A 17092-nucleotide genomic window follows, 5' to 3' on the forward strand; every position below is an offset into this window, starting at 1 on the left:
CTCTACGAAGACTTTGCGATCAAGTTTTTTGAGCATACCATGTGGATTGCTGGAGCTATGGATCGGATTGGTGAATACCAAGACGAACTTTGGGATGAAGAAGACGGCTTCTTCTACGATGTGCTGCGCTTTCCTGACGGCAATTCCACCCGCTTAAAAGTGCGATCGTTGGTGGGTTTATTATCGCTGATGGCAGTTTCTGTCTTCCCGCGTGAAGCCTTTGACAAGCTGCCGCGCTTTAAAGCAGAGGCACAAAAGTTCATTATGCAGCACCCCGAACTGACTCAAAATGTTCATCTCCCCAATCAGTTTGGCGAACGGGAGCGGCTGATGCTGTCTATCTTGAACAAAGACAAACTGCGCCGCGTTCTCTCCATAATGCTGGATGAATCCGAGTTCCTAAGTGATTACGGAATTCGCTCTCTCTCTCGCTATCACTTAGAGCATCCCTACTGCTTCTATCACGCCGGACAGGAGTACAAAGTGGGATACGTTCCGGGTGACTCCACCTCAGGTATGTTCGGCGGCAATTCCAACTGGCGCGGCCCCATCTGGATGCCCGTCAATCTCTTGCTGTTGCGATCGCTGTTTCAACTTTATGCCTACTACGGCGATTCCTTTACCGTTGAATATCCTACAGGATCTGGCAAGTACCTATCGCTGTTTGATGTCACCCAGCAAATTAGCGAACGGATTGTGAGCATTTTCCTCAAGGATAAATCCGGTCGCCGTCCAGTCTATGGCGGTACTGAGAAGTTCCAGACAGACCCCCACTGGCGCGATCTGATTCTGTTCTACGAGTATTTCCACGGAGATAACGGGGCGGGAATTGGTGCCAGTCACCAAACTGGATGGACTGGCTGCGTTGCCAGACTAATTCAAGGTTTGGGCTATTTTACCAAGAAAACCGTGTTGGATACTGTAACGCCCGGGGAACTGACAAAATACTGAGTTTAAGTAGTTTGCTTGCATAGGTCAACAGCGGGGCAGAGGATTCGAGCAAAGATCCTAGCCAATCAGAGGGTTTTTGCCCTATGCTCTGCTCAGGTTCAACAAAATTGTCGTTGGGCAAAATTTGCTGGAGCTTTTTCTTGGCTCGCCCCAGCAGCGTGAATAGTTGAGTCACTAGTACGATTGAAGGTTCCGAATCATGCCAACACCTACCTATCCCGTGTTATATCAAGTCAACACCCGTGTCTGGATACAATTGCTGTCTAAACAATTGAACCGTCCCGCAACTCTGGATGATATTCCCGACGCAGCCCTGGATGAAATCGCCAGTTTGGGATTTGACTGGGTTTATTTCCTGGGGGTTTGGCAGACGGGGGATGCGGGGCGAAGCGTTTCTCTGTCCAACCCAGAGTGGCTAGAGGAATATCGGCAACTGTTGAGTGACTTCAGTGAAGACGATGTGTGTGGCTCCTGTTTCGCCATTAAGGATTACGTTGTCAGCGATCGCATGGGTGGCAACGCAGCCATAGAGCTACTGCGCGATCGCCTCCACCAGCACGGACTCAAACTGATGTTGGATTTCGTTCCCAATCACATGGCTCCCGATCATGGCTGGGTGCAGACTCACCCCGATTTTTTTGTCCAGGGAACCGAAGCGTTGCTGGCACAACAACCTCAAAACTATTGCCGAGTGTCTTTGCCCACTGGTGAAGTCATCTTTGCCTACGGACGCGACCCCTACTTTGCAGGTTGGCCTGATACGCTCCAACTCAACTATGGCAACCCCTCACTGCAAGCGGCAATGCTAGGCGAATTGTTGACCATTGCTCAGTTATGTGATGGCGTGCGATGCGATATGGCGATGCTGATTCTACCAGAGATTTTCCAGCGTACCTGGGGCATTGCAGCAGAACCCTTCTGGCAAACCGCCATCCCCAAAGTGCGGCAGCATCATCCCGGCTTCGTCTTCATGGCAGAAGTTTATTGGGATTTGGAATGGACGCTGCAACAACAAGGTTTCGATTACACCTACGACAAACGCCTCTACGATCGCCTGCGCGAACAACATGCCCAACCCGTGCGCGAACACTTTTGGGCAGACCTAAACTATCAGAACAACTCTGCTCGATTCCTGGAAAATCATGACGAACCTCGCGCTGCTGCTACCTTTCCACTAGAAGTGCATCGCGCTGCCGCCATCCTCACCTTTTTCAGTCCGGGTCTACGCTTCCTGCACCAGGGGCAGCTAGACGGCTTCAAACACAAGATTTCGGTGCATCTCCAACGTGGGCCCAGCGAACCCATTGACGAAGAACTGTACACCTTCTACCGCAAACTGCTAGCCTGTCTGCGGTTGCCAGTTTTGCGAGAAGGCACCTGGCAACTACTCAACTGCACCCCCGCCTGGGATGGTAACTGGACATGGAATGACTTCATCAGCTTTACCTGGGAAGATCCCAGACGACAAAGGTTGCTGGTGATTGTGAACTACGCACCCCATCAGAGCCAGTGTTACGTCACTCTGCCTGACGACGATTTAGCGGGCAAACTATATCACCTCAAGGATTTGATGAGTTCCATTGTTTATGAGCGCTCTGGCGACAGTCTGGTTTCAGGTCTCTATTTCGACATGCCAGCATGGGGCTACCATGTGTTTGATCTACAGCCATAGCCAGGTAACGGGGCTATGCTCAGATGCCATTGCCATTCATCGCCATATCGCTGCTTTGTTGCTGGACTTTGGGCAAATAACCTGATAAGTGTATTGCAAAACGACCCCTGGAGAATTTGGTAGCAACCTCATGAGCCAATCAGTTAAAAATTTACTTGCTGCTCGTGCTCGCCATTTCTGGCGATTTTTGGCGATCGCAAAACTTTTCAGTCTACTGATTTTCACAAACTATCTAATTGAAAGAATATGCCGCCCTTAAATAATCCTGTATCGCCATCGTAACTGCTGATTGTTAGCGATCGCAGGTTTTGGAAAAAGGGTTTTGCTAGTATTTCCGCTAGTTTGAGAATTGGTAGTTGATTCTCCAATATTTCTCGACTTGTTGCCCAATCGAGAAAGACGTAGCCTTGGTTGGGTTGGGGAATAGCGGCTATATTGTTTCGGAATTTGCGATCGCTACTTAAAGAATTATCCTTGGCATTGAGGACTTCATTCATTGTCTCTAGATTGGAAGCAAAAATCTCGTAATTTCCTTGAGTAGTATGTACTCCGTACACCTTTGCTTCAATTTTGTATTTTCCTGGCTTTTGAGCATTGGCTACTTTAGCAGCTTTTATTTGTGTCCAAGCTGAGATATTTTGCTTGTCTAGGTCAAAAGTATTTAGTGTCAGTCCCTTTGAGGATGCGATCGCATCTAAACGAGAAATTCCTGCTGGTGTTGCTTCAGTTTTTTCTACAACAAAAATAAAATCAGGATTTGCTTGTTCTGGGCGAGGTAACAATCCGATGGCATATTCTCCTTGCACCCAGCTAAAAATATCTTCTTTTAAATTAATGTCCAAGCCTTGCACAGGTTGCAGCAATTGAGAGACTGCATTTTGATTGGAACCGGATAGGGCTGCTGTTACTTGTTGCCAGAACTGAGCTAAATTGCTATTGCCTAAATTACTCAAATTCGTGCCAGCAATTGCCAAACCTGCTGATGCTGGAATATATTGCAATGCGTCAACTGGTTTAGATAGTTGCTCTAATGGCGGTAAAGTCTCTGCTTTTGCTACTAAAGTGGTTTCCGCCAGCAATCCCTTGTTGGCTAGTACTAAGGAAATAATTTCACTGTCATAGGTTGTATTTTCTGGTAGTTTTAAACCTTGCCATTCTGCCACGCGGGGTAGATTCAGAAACGCTGTAGCCAGTGCACCTTTGGGTAGTTGTTTAATGGCTTGCTGATATTTGCTAGAGGCGTTCAAATTTAGATCGGGAGCCTGGACGTTATTAATTGCTTCTCGCAGCACTTTTGGATCGTTGGCAAACAAGACAAACTCATCGCCCACAGCTGCACCAGCAAGCAGCTTCTCTGGCTGAGCATCATCATAAATCAGCTTTACGCCTTTATACTGTTCAGTAGTTAAGTTTGTCCCTGCGATCGCTCGTTTGGAAAACAACAAATCCACAAACTCACGGCTTTTCTCCGGTTTTTTGGTGGCTAATGCAATTAAATGCCCTGGTTGGCGTCCGTTTGTAGGATCGCGATCGATGTCTAGGGTTGTCACAGCCAAGGTAATTTCGTTTCCTAGCCAAGGTTGAATATCTTGTTTGTAATCTACATCAGTGCTAGCTAATAAGCTGGTTTTCAGCTTAGACAGTTCTCCATCACGCTCTAAAGCCTGCAACTTATCCGGATTCACCAGCAGTGACGCCATCACAGGTGCTTGTTGAGACACAAAAATTGCCGCACCAGGCTGTCCAGCAGTTGCGCCTAATCCCACGAGACGATTTTGACTAGACAAGCTGTTACAACCAGAAATACCAATCAACAGCAGCATGGCAAAAACCGCTGCTAGGGAACGGAAGAATAAACCTTGCTTCATAATTTTTTTACATAAACAGCTTTGGGTGGTGCTCACACCATCAAATATTAAACCGCCTTCTCTAGCACAGAAGAGGGTTGTAATGAGAAATCTTTGTTTATTCTGGAAAAATAAGTATATTTTTGCGTAATTTTGAAACGCAGAGGCTCGCGGAGGTAAGCGCAGAGGATCGCAGAGTCTTGGTGCAAAAATTTTGCGCGCGAACTTATGCAATATGGTACTGATGTATATGCTCAGGTCAACGTGAAGATTTTCTGTCAAGATAGATATTATCCAGGATTGTTTGCAGAAACCTCATGACAGGTCAATCTTTTGGTCAACCCCTTGCTCAGATTAGTGTAGAAGAACTAGCCCAGCGTTTGTCAAAAGCCGAGCCTGATCTTCAACTGTTGGACGTGCGCGAACCACAAGAAGTGGCGATCGCTAGCATTGAGGGCTTTGTCAACTTTCCTCTGAGTGAATTTGCTGGCTGGGCAAATGAAATCCACACCTGCTTAAACCCCCACGCTGAAACCCTTGTAATCTGTCATCATGGCATTCGTTCTGCCCAAATGTGCCAGTGGCTTATGGCTCAAGGATTCACCAATGTTAAAAATATTGCTGGTGGTATTGATGCCTACTCAACCTTAGTTGACCCTTCAATTCCTGTGTATTAGCTCGGACTGACTAATCAAATTGCTTTTGCTACTCTAAACTCAAGACTAAATAAATTCAGGGCTTTAGACAGAAAAGCTAAACTATTTCTGTCTGGTGCGAACGTTTTGTCTATCTTGTCTACCTCGTGATTTCCGCAACCCAGCAAATTAGTATTTATCAGTACAGCTTCATCACGATCTTTATGAAAATATACACAAGTAAGACTGTGAAGGGTTTCATTGATTATCCGCTTTGCTTGAAATTGTAAAGCTATATTAAATATACTTTGGCTAGAAGTAAAACAGTCAATATTGTTGTTACGTATTTCTGGATACGTCAAGAATTTGCTATTTTGCTTAACTATTATTAACGCTTTTTGTTTTTATCTCAATAAAAATTTTCTTTTTTCAAAAATTGATTAAAATTTCGCTTCGGTAAATATTAGCTATGCAAGTTCAGCTAACAAATCGACAACAACATATACTTTGGGCAACAGTACGTCATTACATTGCCACAGCAGAGCCTGTTGGTTCTAAAGCCCTAGTTGAAGAATTCAATTTGGGTGTTAGCTCAGCAACGATTCGCAACGTGATGGGAATGTTAGAAAAAGCTGGGCTACTTTACCAACCGCATACTTCTGCTGGACGAGTACCTTCAGATTCTGGCTATCGCATTTATGTCGATCAGTTGATTACGCCTTCTGAGAGTTTGGCGCGACAAGTAGAAGAAGCACTGCAACACCGCCTGAACTGGGAAGATAGAAGCTTAGAAGCCTTACTGCAAGGAGCTGCTCAAATTTTGGCAACTTTGAGTGGCTGCATCAGCTTAATAACCATGCCACAAAATGTTAGTGCGCTGTTACGACATCTGCAATTAGTGCAAATAGACTCGGGAAAAGTAATGCTGATTGTGGTGACAGATAGCTATGAAACACATTCAGCGTTAATGGATTTACCACCAACACGCAAAGAAACACAACTAGATCCAGAAGTAATAGATCGCGAGTTGCAGATTGTTTCTAACTTTTTAAATAGTCACTTGCGGGGGCGCAGTCTGTTAGAGTTAGCTAGCCTTGACTGGAGCGAATTGGATCGAGAGTTTCAGCACTATGGTGAATATTTGAAAAATTCCCTCACCGAATTCAGCCGCCGTAGTTTCACACCAGGCGCTACTCAAATCATGATTCGCGGTATGGCAGAAGTTTTGCGTCAGCCGGAATTTTCGCAACTACAACAAGTGCAAACAATCATCCAGCTGTTGGAGGAAGAACAAGAACAACTGTGGCGATTAATATTTGAAGAGCCAGAGGCAGAAGAAGTGGGTAAACCACGGGTAACAGTAAGGATTGGTTCCGAAAATCCTCTCGAACCAATACGTAACTGTAGCTTAATTTCTTCTACCTATCGTCGTGGTTCAGTACAAGTAGGGAGTGTAGGGGTTTTGGGCCCAACACGCCTCGATTATGAAGGAGCGATCGCAGTTGTTGCGGCTGCTGCTGATTATTTATCGGAAACTTTGAGCTATTTAAATCCCTCATGATAAAAATTGGCTTTGGGTTGCTATGGCTGGGAATTATTGCCTATGCCTTTTTGTTTGCGCCTCCCAATCAACCTGATACATTCGAGTTGATTAAAAATCTTTCTACTGGTCAATGGCAAGGTATAAATCCCCTAGTCATTGCATTGTTCAATATCATGGGCATCTGGCCTGTAATTTACAGTGCAGTTATGCTTATTGATGGTAGAGGACAAAAAATTCCGGCTTGGTTGTTTGCGGCTGTATCTTTTGCAGTAGGGGCGTTTGCCGTTTTGCCCTACTTAGCCCTACGCGAACCAAAGACACAATTTTCTGGCGAAAAGAATACTCTTATCAAGCTACTTGATTCTCGCTGGACTGGTATTGTTTTAACCATAGGTACGACTATTTTAGTTGGCTATGGTTTAGGGCAAGGAGATTGGGGTGATTTTGTGCAACAGTGGCAAACTAGCCGCTTTATCCATGTGATGAGCTGGGATTTCATCTTACTTTGCCTATTATTTCCTGCCTTGGTTGGAAATGATATGGCGCGGCGAGGATTGAGTAATCCCCTCATATTTTGGGCTGTGGCACTTGTGCCGTTATTTGGCCCACTTGCTTATCTCTGCTTGCGTCCATCGCTAAAGGTATTGGCAAAGCAACAGCTGTTTTATTCGCCCGTAAAGGATATGACCTTGTACTTGCAGCGCGTCATGGCGATCGCTTGCAAGCTGCGGCGCAGGAATTGCAAAACCTTGGTGGGAAAGCACCACTGACATTTGCTTGTGATGTTACAGATCCTGCACAGGTGAATGCACTAATCGAAAAAGCGTTAGACCATTATGGTTATATCGATGTGCTAGTGAATAATGCAGGTATTTATGCATCAGCACCAGTAGAAGAGTTTTCGCTGGAAGATTGGCATAAAGTTATAGATACTAATCTCTGGGGATATATCCACACAATTAATGCCCTTCTGCCTCATTTTCTCCAAAGAGGAAAAGGAACAATCGTCAATGTAAGTTCCATTGGTGGTAAAGTGCCTACTGCTTACTTAGTTCCTTACTGTACAAGTAAGTTTGCTGTTACAGGTTTAACAGAAGCGTTGCACGCAGAATTAAAACCGAAAAGAATTCACGTTTGTGGGATTTATCCAAATTTGATTAAAAGTCATTTCATGGAACGGGCAATTATTCGAGGTAAGGATGAGCAAGATACCCAAAGCCGTTGCCAACAAATAGAAGACATTCTGAAAAATCCTGTGGTGGAGAAACCAACAGATGTGGCAAATGCCATCTGGGATGCAGTCAAGGATCAGAAATCTGAAGTATTCGTTGGTTCCGCCAACTTTTCACAAGCGGTTAATCGGTTATTTCCTGGTTTATTCCAGTGGGCTTCTCGACAAATCTTCAAAAATCAGGATAAATAAAACCTGATTGGGATTGCTAAGTACAACATTGCACAAATTTGTAACTAATTAGACTCTGCGAGCCTCTGCGGTTACTCTGCGTGCCTCTGCGTTTAAAGCAAAGCTGTACTAAGTTATTCTTCTTACTCTACTCCTCAGACTGTGGAATCAACAACCTCGGACGCTGTGGCGAAGCTACTAACTCATACTACAACTGCTCATAACGCATAACCATTACATCAGAATGTTAATTCCAATGCAAAACTTTTTCTTTGACTATATTTCGACCATCACGAGAAACTTTTAATAATTTGCGGGTGAGAATGTAACGTATATCACCATTCACAGCAACATACTGACTATCTTCCATATTCCCACTGGAATTATATTTTTGCAGTGGGAGAGCAATTCTGTTATTCCCATTTCTAGCAACAGCTACATAACTATCAGGTACTTCTCTACCGCAAATATACACAATAAAGTTTTTGGTTTCTGCTTCCACAAAGGTAGTATTACCATCAGGACAAGCCCTCGCTAAAGGTTGACCATCAGCCGCGATCGCATTATTCACTTTTTCTCTAAAAATAACGCGATCGCGCCTATTTACTTTGGTTACTACTAATTCGTAAGGTGTCACCACGTATGTAGCTTCACCTTTTGTAGCAAGGTAAGTTTCACCAATTTTGCTACTTACAGGAATTGTAATTTTAGTACCTCCATTTTTAGTAAAACGTACGTAATATCCAAGAGGGCTTTTTTGATTTCCCCTACAAATAAACACATAATATTTATCTGTCTCAAAACTACGTGTTGGTAGCAGTTCAACAGAAGGGCAAACTTTTTGTTGAGAGAGTTGCACTAGGTTATTACTTAGTTTGTTTACTGATGCAGTTTCTCTTTTTACCTGTTCTTCAGCCTTTACCAAAGGTATGAAAAACAATAGGCAAGCCATACCCACGAAGGCTAACTTGAAAGTTCCTTTGTGAGGGAATATAGATTGTAAAAAATTCATGTTTTTAAAGTTTTAAACAGTAAAATCACCGCCGCGGACTATTAGTCTGTGGCGTTAAATTATCAGTGTTTTAACGGAGGAAAAACTAAAATTATTATCCTATGAGAAAAATGTCCAGTACAACTAAAAGTCCAGGACTTTGATATTTTTTTAAAAAAGTAATTGTTAAATAAAATTATTGTTATGACTGTTAGTAGTTAGTGGTTAGTGGTTGGTTGTTGGTGGTTGGTTGTTGGTGGGAACTATTAATCATTGATTCTTGACTTATTAAGACTCGCATTCCCGTCTAGTTATATGGTGGCGATAGCGAAACATTGCTTCTAGTTGCACCTGTACTAACCAACCACCCAGAAATTCAATTGGTTGTCCACCAGGCAAAGAAAAGGAAATCTCATCAGTCAATCTGGTTTTGCCATTTTCAGGTTCAAAATGATGTCGATGTACCCAATGGTCAAAAGGCCCGGATATCTGTTCGTCAGTAAACAGGTGATATTCTTCGTATTCAGTGTGACGCGCTAACCAACGCAAAGGCAATGGCCCAAGAAAAAGGCGAAACTCGGTGACAGCACCAACGCCCAATCCTCCCTCCCGCCGGACTACTTGTACTGGTTGCCAAGGGGGGTTAAGCAGTTGCAAAACATCTGGTCTTTCGTGAAATCGCCAAACTACTTCTACTGGTGCATTAATCACTGAGGAGTATTTAAAGTCCAGCATTGAGAAAAACCTCAAATTCAGCCTTCGTATTCAGTATCAATCTCGATATCAAGAGTGTCTTCATCGACACGGATATACAAAATATTAGGACGACAGCAAACTTGACAATCTTCTATGTAAGATTGCTGTCCCCCGCCACTCAAATCAACAAAAGTTAAATTTTCTTCCCCACAATAGGCGCAGTAATACTCTGCTGTATTTTGCATCGAAACTAATTCTCTCTTTCAGTTCCAAGAATCTACTATTTTAACGGCTGTAGTTCCTTTATGGATGATTTGAATTGACTTGTTGCATCTGCCAAGTGTTTTAGTAGTGTAGACTGTGGCAGGGGGCCGTGCAAGTGACTCCAAGGCAAGACTTGCTCTGTTGACCAGTTAGCATAAACGTAGAAATCTAAATCGGGGAGTGTTCCCTTAAGTTCTTTAAAAGCACGCTTGTAGCTACCCAAAGAATCACCAAAGTTGCGAGTAAGTTCTAAAAGTTTTGACAATCGGCGATCGCCCCTCGATAATAGAGCCTGAATTATAGACCAATTGTAACTTTCTGGGCGAAAGTCTATCCCCTGGGGCTTTAGCTGTTTTTGTAATAATTGCAACCGCTTTTCCGCTTGCCGATTCACCCCAAGCCACTGAAAGGGCGTATGTGACTTGGGTACAAAAGTACTGCATCCCAGTGTTAACCGCAAACCAGGAGCAGCTTTTTTCATATTACGCATCATTGTCACGGTAGCATCTAAATCCTCTGGTTCTTCACCAGGAATTCCCACCATCCCATAGAGTTTTAAACCCGTTAATCCTCCAGCTTTAGCATTTACCGCAGCTTGGATAATTTCATCGTTGTGCAGCTTTTTGTTAATAATTTGCCGTAATCTCTCCGAACCACTTTCTACAGCAATGGTGAGGGATTTAGTATCTCGTTTCGCCAAAGTTTGTGCTAACTGCACCGTTACAGTATTGGTTCGCACTGAAGCAATGCTAAGACGAACATCATCGTATTTTGGCTGACTAATATAATCTAATAAACTCTCGAACTCTGGATGCTGAGTAACTGAAGCGCCTAGTAATCCTAGCCGATTTGTGACTTCTAAACCTCTTTCAATTGCCGGAATTAACGAACCTTCCAAACTCGCACTTCTAAAAGGCAAAGTGAGATAACTTGCCAAACAGAAACGACACATTTCTGGGCAACTTCTCACCACTTCCACCATGTAAATATTTTCCCAAGCTGCTTTTTCAGTCACCACCGTTGATGCTGATAAAGTATTGCCTCGATAAGTTTGCTTTTGTACTACAGCGGGAATTTCTGGTGAAATAGGATTGATTGACTTAATCGCACCATCGACATCGTGGTATTCCACCTCATACAAACAAGGAACATAAATTCCTGGTACTTGTGCGAGTGCTTTTAGTTGAGTTTGCCTATCAGCATTTCTAACTGCTTTATAAGCATTGATAAAATTATCCAGCAGGTTTTCCCCATCCCCCAATAAAATGACATCAAAAAAATCTGCGAAGGGTTCGGGGTTAGCAGTCAAGACAGGTCCACCACCAAAAACTATGGGATGATGATCTTTACGAGCAATTGCCCGGATAGGAATTTCCAGAGATTCCAACAAATTCAAAATATTCACATAATCCAATTCCCACGACATCGAAAAACCAAGTAATTCTGGCTGTCTTGGCAGTTGTTCGTGAGTATCGGTGAAGAGGCGACTCACCTGCACATCTGCACGCATCGCCAAAGTCGCCCACACCACCTGATAGCCAAGACTAGTGATGCCCACACTATACTCATTGGGAAAGGCGAAGATAGTGGGAATAGCGTTGGTGTCAGGAGTAGCGGGGGTAAATAGAAGGCGTTCAGCAGCGAATACAGATGATGTCACAGATGTTTTTTAGGGAATAGAGAATCGGGTTTGGGGGATAGAAAATCACTGAATCCCCTGTGTTGCTATCTATATTTAATTTTAAGCCATAAAATTATGAGATTCAAAATTAAAATAATAAAATTGGCAATAATAATAGCTACATCATGACGAAAAATTCCATATAATAACCATAAAAAAATACCAATTATAAAAATAATCAGCATCGTGTATGAAACATCTTTAGCTGATTTTGTCTGCCATGTTTTAATCATCTGCGGCAAAAAGGCAAATGTCGTGAAGCTAGCAGCAACTAATCCTAAAATTGTCACAAAGTCCATTGGATGCAACCCTTAAAAAATTTAGATTCAACCCCAGCCCTTTCAAAGTGTAAATCTAGCAAATGAAAATTTCTTGGTGTCTTAGTGTCTTGGTGTTTCAAAAATTATTTTTTCAGCACATAGACGCGCAGCGGCTTCCCGCAGGGTAGGCACAAAGACACAAAGTAGATATTTCGCTACTTCCTGCCGACTTTCTAAGAGTAAAAATTATCTTTACAAACCCCGTATTTTCTACAACACCTGACACTGCCCATGATGCCGCAATAAATGGTCGCACAGCACTAGCGCCACCATCGCCTCAACCATTGGGACTGCACGTGGTAACACACAAGGATCGTGACGTCCTTTGCCTGCTAAGATTGTTTCTTCACCCTCATTAGTTACTGTTTTCTGCTCTTTTCTAATCGTTGCTGTTGGTTTAAATGCTGCACGAATAATAATATTTTCACCGTTAGAAATTCCGCCTTGAATTCCGCCGGAACGGTTAGTGCGGGTACGAATTTCGCCGCCTTCATCAATATAAAATTCGTCGTTATGTTCAAAGCCTGTGAGTAGTGTTCCTGCAAAACCAGAACCAATTTCAAATCCTTTGCTAGCAGGGAGAGACATTACTCCTTTGGCTAGATCCGCTTCTAATTTATCGAAGACTGGATCGCCTAAACCTTTGGGTAAATTTCGCGCTACACATTCCACCACACCACCAATAGAATTGCCTTCCCGCCGGATTTCTTCGATTAATTCAATCATCCGTTCGGCGCATTCGGGATCGGGACAGCGGACAATATTGCTTTCAACTTGTTCTAAAGTAACGATGTTGGGATCAATGACGCCTTCTAAATTTTTGATGCGCTTGACGTAAGCGATGATTTCTACACCTGTAATTTGACGAAGGATTTTTTTGGCGATCGCCCCTGCTGCTACTCTACCGATTGTCTCCCGCGCCGATGACCTCCCGCCACCCTGCCAGTTGCGGATACCATATTTGGCATCATAGGTTGCGTCTGCATGGGATGGGCGATACTTCAGCGCCATTTCATCATAATCTTGGGGGCGAGTGTCTTTGTTGCGTACTAAAATTGCGATCGGCGTGCCCAGGGTTTTGCCTTCAAATACACCGGAGAGGATTTCACATTTGTCTTCTTCTTTGCGAGGCGTGGTAATTTTACTTTGTCCTGGACGTCTCCTATCTAGTTCTACTTGGATTTCCTCTGCTGAAATTTCTAGTCGGGGAGGACAACCATCAATGACAACTCCCACACCGCCGCCGTGGGACTCGCCAAAAGTGGTGACGCGAAATAGATGTCCAAATGTGTTGCCCATGATGTTGAGGAGGTATTGTCTCGACTATTTATATTACATGAAGTTTTGTTAGAAGCACTAAGATAAAAGTTTTACGATACAGGTGGTTTTTTTTGAGTTGTGAAAAATATATTTTTTAACGTAGACGCGCAGCGGCTTGCCGCAGGCTACCACAAAGGACACAAAGGAAGAGAAGAGGAGAGAGTAGGATTGCTGTATTATTTTTGTTCTGAAAATGAAGGATGCTCAAAATAAAACAAAATTAAGTATAGTGTTTGTTTGTAATTATGCCCCAAGCTAGAGTTTTTGTTACTCGCCGTCTACCAACTGATTTACAACGACTGCAAGAAATTGCGAATGTTGAAGTTTGGATGGGACGCGAACCGCCTCCTTATGAAGTTTTGCTGGCAAAGGTGCGAGAAATAGATGGGTTACTGTGTTTGCTGACTGACCAGGTTGATAGACAATTGATAGAAGTTGGAATGTCACTGAAGGTGATTAGTCAGATGGCTGTGGGGTACGATAACATTGATATCCCAGCTGCAACGACACGGCAGATTCCTGTCGGTCACACTCCAGGTGTTTTGACAGATGCGACTGCTGACTTAACTTGGGCGTTATTGATGGCAGCTGCACGGCGAGTGGTGGAGGGAGATCGGTTTACCCGTGCGGGGGAGTGGCGGACTTGGGAACCGGATTTATTACTGGGGCCAAACGTAACAGGTGCGACGTTGGGGATTGTTGGTTTTGGGCGTATTGGTCAGGCGATCGCTCGTCGTGCTAAAGGTTTTAATATGCGAATTCTTTACACCAGTAGACATAGATGCGATCCAGAATTAGAACAATCGCTAGGTGTAGAGTTTGTTAAGTTTGAACAGTTGTTGCAAGAGTCAGATTTTGTCACCATTCATACGCCTTTATCTGACGATACTTATCATCTGTTTGGCGAACCGCAATTTGCACTGATGAAGCCATCTGCCATTCTCATTAATACAGCAAGGGGAGCAATTGTAGACTCAGATGCTTTGTACCAAGCATTAAGCAGTGGTGAAATTGCGGGTGCTGCGATCGATGTCACGGAACCAGAACCAATACCAATTGATAGCCCATTGCTGACTCTTGATAACTTAATTATTACTCCTCACATCGGCAGTGCTAGCTGCCAGACACGGGAAAAAATGGCAAATATGGCAATTGATAATTTGATTGCTGGGTTGAAGGGAGAAAGATTACCTTATTGCGTTAACCCGGAAGTTTACGATGTGGTTGGTGGTTGGTGGTTGTAGAGACGTGCCATGGCACGTCTCTACATTGGTTGGTGGTTAGTGGTTGGTAGTTAGTTGATAACCACTATCCACTATCCACTAACAGTCACTACGAGAAATACGCTTATTTACAGCTACTTACCACTTGTGTTTTATCCTGTCGTAAATCTCTACATAATCTGCTCCAGGATAGTTCCACGAGTAGTCATACTCCATACCTGTAATGGCGAGTTTGCGGAACTCTTCAGGATATTCGTACCACAGTGCGATCGCCCGATCCATTGCTGACTCTAAGGCATGATGATCTGTTTCGTAAAACACATAGCCATTGCGTTGTTCTGGTGGTACATTCTGGTCGTAGTCTCGGTCAAATACGGTATTTACCAGTCCACCCACGCCCCGAACAATCGGTACTGTGCCGTACTTCAAACCAATCATCTGTGTTAACCCACAGGGTTCGTAATTGCTGGGGACAATAATCATATCTGCCCCTGCATAAATTAAGTGGGATAATTCTTCGTTAAAGCCTAATTCTAAATGCACATCGGGGTTACTGTTTAAAAATTGTTTTTCGTGTTGGAAATGAGCATTGATTCCTGGTTCTGTTGCTGAACCTAGTAATACAAATTGCGCTTCTTTGTTGAGTGCGTGATAAATGGCGTGATGAACAAGATGCACGCCTTTTTGATGATCTAACCGACCGATGTAAGCAATAATTGGTTTGTCAGCATGGCGGAGCATGAGCCGCTCTCGTAGAGCTTTTTTGTTATATACTTTTTGTTCAAAATCATCCCGTGTATAGTTATAAGGAATGTAGCGATCGATTTCAGGATTCCAAAAATCGTAATCAATACCGTTGAGAACCCCAGTGAATTTATCTTGGTGCAAATGCAAGGTATGACCTAAACCACAGCCAACATCCGTAGTACGGGCTTCCCAAGCATGGTGGGGTGAAACTGTGGTTACAGCATTCGAGTAAACAATGCCCCCTTTCATAAAGTTCAAGGCAAAGGGGTTAAAATTGTCACGCAGCTTATCGTATTGGAAGTAATAAGGTTCGCGATTTAAGCCTGTTCCCCAGAGAGTATCTGCACCGCCTATTCCCTGATGCTTAAAGTTGTGGATGGTGTAGCAAACCCGTTGATACTCCATCCCATAATACTTGTACATCTCATAGAGCATGACTGGAACTAAACCTGTCTGCCAGTCATGGCAATGAATCACATCGGGTCGCTTATTACTTTGAAGCAGAAATTCCAAAGCCGCTTTGCTGAAGAACGCAAAGCGCATATTGTCATCATCGCAACCGTAGTAGCAGCCCCGATTAAAGAAATTATCTTGAGAATGGGGTTCAATAAAGAAACACACTCTTCCATGTACCCAACCGCAGTACACAGAACAGTGAATTGCACCACCATACCAGGGTACCCACAAGTTTAAATAGGCATCATGAAGTCCCCAAATATGGTCGTAGCGCATACAATCATACTTGGGCAGAATCATCTCGACGCAATGCCCCCGCGTCTCTAATTCCCGACTCAGACCGTAAACAACATCCCCTAAACCTCCTGCTTTAATCACAGGAGCACATTCCGAGGCAATCTGTACAATGTACATCCCTAGCTCTCGCTTCACAAAACTTCATATTTACTATATTCCAATCAGTACATGAAAAATGTACTCATTGACAAGGGATTAGCTGGGTGATAAGAAAAAACTTTGAATGCACGCCCAATCATAATGAAATTTATCGGTATCGATTTAGGCTGGAAATCGCAACCAAGCGGACTATGTTGTTTAGAATGGTCAGACAATCAATTACACATTTTAGACATAGACCGCAAAGAATCCATCGCAGATATCCTCACCTGGATTGATAGCTATGTTTTACCAGGTGAAAGTGCCATCATTGCCGTAGACGCACCTACCATCATCCCCAACACTACCGGAAGTCGCTTACCTGACAAACTCACCCACAAACACTTTGGCAAATATCACGCTGGATGCTATCCTGCCAATCTCAGTCTTCCCTTTGCAGAACGCACCGTCAACTTTGGCTTAGAATTAGAAACTCGTGGTTTTGTCCACGCACCCACCATCGAACCGCAAAAACCCGGTAGATATCAAATAGAAGTCTTTCCTCACCCCGCCATAGTTCATCTATTCGGCTTAGAACGCATCCTCAAATATAAAAAAGGACGCCTCAATGAGCGTCGCTTAGAATTAAGTAAACTCCAAAATTACATTCTTGATATCTTACCTACTCTTAAACCACCTTTGGCGTTTGATCGGACATCACCCCATCCCCCCATCACCCCATCACCCCATCTATTTATTCTTCTCGAAATCCCCACCGCAGGCGCAGCACTCAAAGCAGCCGAAGACAAACTAGATAGCCTGATCTGCGCTTACGTAGGCGCACATTGGTGGTATTGGGGAGAACAACGTAACTTGGTGTTGGGCGATCGCACCACTGGTTATATTGTCATTCCCCAAAGAATGTAGGGGATTGGGGATTGAAGCACTGATTTTTACTATGCCCGATGC

Annotated in this window: 15 protein-coding genes and 2 pseudogenes; 8 read left to right on the forward strand and 9 right to left on the reverse strand. The window is 43.7% G+C overall.

The window, feature by feature from the left end:
* Both HXY43_RS09005 and HXY43_RS09010 read left to right on the forward strand, forming a co-directional pair.
* Nucleotides 1–951: pseudogene (locus HXY43_RS09005) on the forward strand (glucosidase); the annotation flags it as partial.
* Between the two features lie 199 nt (nucleotides 952–1150).
* Entirely contained in the window at nucleotides 1151–2623 is a 1473-nt protein-coding gene (locus tag HXY43_RS09010; RefSeq protein ID WP_290882435.1) for an alpha-amylase family glycosyl hydrolase, read from the forward strand.
* Between the two features lie 36 nt (nucleotides 2624–2659).
* On the opposite strand, the gene HXY43_RS09015 is transcribed toward HXY43_RS09010, so the two are convergent.
* Together HXY43_RS09015 and HXY43_RS09020 are read right to left on the reverse strand one after the other, a co-directional pair.
* Nucleotides 2660–2848, reverse strand: a complete 189-nt coding sequence (locus HXY43_RS09015) for a hypothetical protein (RefSeq protein ID WP_290882437.1) — start codon at nucleotides 2846–2848, stop codon at nucleotides 2660–2662.
* Nucleotides 2845–4491, reverse strand: coding sequence for a DUF3352 domain-containing protein (locus tag HXY43_RS09020; protein WP_290882439.1), 1647 nt, complete (start codon nucleotides 4489–4491; stop codon nucleotides 2845–2847). Before HXY43_RS09020 ends, HXY43_RS09015 begins: the two co-directional genes overlap by 4 nt.
* Before the next feature lie 296 nt (nucleotides 4492–4787).
* Here HXY43_RS09020 and HXY43_RS09025 point away from each other — a divergent pair, with 296 nt between their 5' ends.
* The 4 genes and pseudogenes from HXY43_RS09025 (at nucleotide 4788) to HXY43_RS09040 (ending at nucleotide 8071) form a co-directional block, all read left to right on the forward strand.
* Nucleotides 4788–5147: a rhodanese-like domain-containing protein gene (locus tag HXY43_RS09025; protein ID WP_290882441.1), complete on the forward strand. Its 360-nt coding sequence runs from the start codon at nucleotides 4788–4790 to the stop codon at nucleotides 5145–5147.
* A gap of 427 nt (nucleotides 5148–5574) precedes the next feature.
* Complete coding sequence (hrcA, locus tag HXY43_RS09030; RefSeq protein WP_290882444.1) at nucleotides 5575–6666, forward strand: heat-inducible transcriptional repressor HrcA; 1092 nt, start codon at nucleotides 5575–5577, stop codon at nucleotides 6664–6666.
* Nucleotides 6663–7286 (forward strand): annotated as a pseudogene (locus HXY43_RS09035) (DUF2834 domain-containing protein); the annotation flags it as partial. The gene hrcA and the pseudogene HXY43_RS09035, both read left to right, overlap by 4 nt.
* On the forward strand, nucleotides 7247–8071 hold the full coding sequence (locus HXY43_RS09040; RefSeq protein ID WP_290882501.1) for an SDR family oxidoreductase: 825 nt from the start codon (nucleotides 7247–7249) through the stop codon (nucleotides 8069–8071). The pseudogene HXY43_RS09035 and the gene HXY43_RS09040, both read left to right, overlap by 40 nt.
* Nucleotides 8072–8297: 226 nt before the next feature.
* Here HXY43_RS09040 and HXY43_RS09045 read toward each other — a convergent pair whose 3' ends face one another.
* The 6 genes from HXY43_RS09045 to aroC form a co-directional block, all read right to left on the reverse strand.
* A complete protein-coding gene (locus HXY43_RS09045) occupies nucleotides 8298–9062 on the reverse strand; it encodes a hypothetical protein (protein WP_290882447.1) in 765 nt (254 codons plus the stop codon).
* A gap of 267 nt (nucleotides 9063–9329) precedes the next feature.
* A complete protein-coding gene (locus tag HXY43_RS09050) occupies nucleotides 9330–9776 on the reverse strand; it encodes an SRPBCC family protein (protein ID WP_290882450.1) in 447 nt (148 codons plus the stop codon).
* A 17-nt stretch (nucleotides 9777–9793) separates the two neighbouring features.
* Nucleotides 9794–9982 carry a CPXCG motif-containing cysteine-rich protein gene (locus HXY43_RS09055; protein WP_290882452.1) on the reverse strand — a complete coding sequence of 63 codons (189 nt, stop codon included), beginning with the start codon at nucleotides 9980–9982 and terminating at the stop codon, nucleotides 9794–9796.
* Between the two features lie 35 nt (nucleotides 9983–10017).
* Entirely contained in the window at nucleotides 10018–11661 is a 1644-nt protein-coding gene (locus HXY43_RS09060; protein WP_290882455.1) for a radical SAM protein, read from the reverse strand.
* Nucleotides 11662–11726: 65 nt separating this feature from the next.
* Nucleotides 11727–11981 carry a SemiSWEET family sugar transporter gene (locus HXY43_RS09065; protein WP_290882457.1) on the reverse strand — a complete coding sequence of 85 codons (255 nt, stop codon included), beginning with the start codon at nucleotides 11979–11981 and terminating at the stop codon, nucleotides 11727–11729.
* 231 nt (nucleotides 11982–12212) lie between these two features.
* Entirely contained in the window at nucleotides 12213–13301 is a 1089-nt protein-coding gene (gene aroC / locus HXY43_RS09070; RefSeq protein ID WP_290882459.1) for a chorismate synthase, read from the reverse strand.
* A gap of 266 nt (nucleotides 13302–13567) precedes the next feature.
* Here aroC and HXY43_RS09075 point away from each other — a divergent pair, with 266 nt between their 5' ends.
* A complete protein-coding gene (locus HXY43_RS09075; protein WP_290882461.1) occupies nucleotides 13568–14566 on the forward strand; it encodes a D-glycerate dehydrogenase in 999 nt (332 codons plus the stop codon).
* A 117-nt stretch (nucleotides 14567–14683) separates the two neighbouring features.
* On the opposite strand, the gene glgA is transcribed toward HXY43_RS09075, so the two are convergent.
* Entirely contained in the window at nucleotides 14684–16162 is a 1479-nt protein-coding gene (gene glgA, locus HXY43_RS09080) for a glycogen synthase GlgA (RefSeq protein WP_290882463.1), read from the reverse strand.
* A gap of 123 nt (nucleotides 16163–16285) precedes the next feature.
* Between glgA and HXY43_RS09085 the strand changes: the two genes are divergently transcribed.
* Nucleotides 16286–17050 carry a DUF429 domain-containing protein gene (locus HXY43_RS09085; protein ID WP_290882504.1) on the forward strand — a complete coding sequence of 255 codons (765 nt, stop codon included), beginning with the start codon at nucleotides 16286–16288 and terminating at the stop codon, nucleotides 17048–17050.
* Nucleotides 17051–17092: the final 42 nt, after the last annotated feature.

The organism is Fischerella sp. (assembly GCF_013388695.1).
GTDB lineage: Bacteria > Cyanobacteriota > Cyanobacteriia > Cyanobacteriales > Nostocaceae > PCC9605.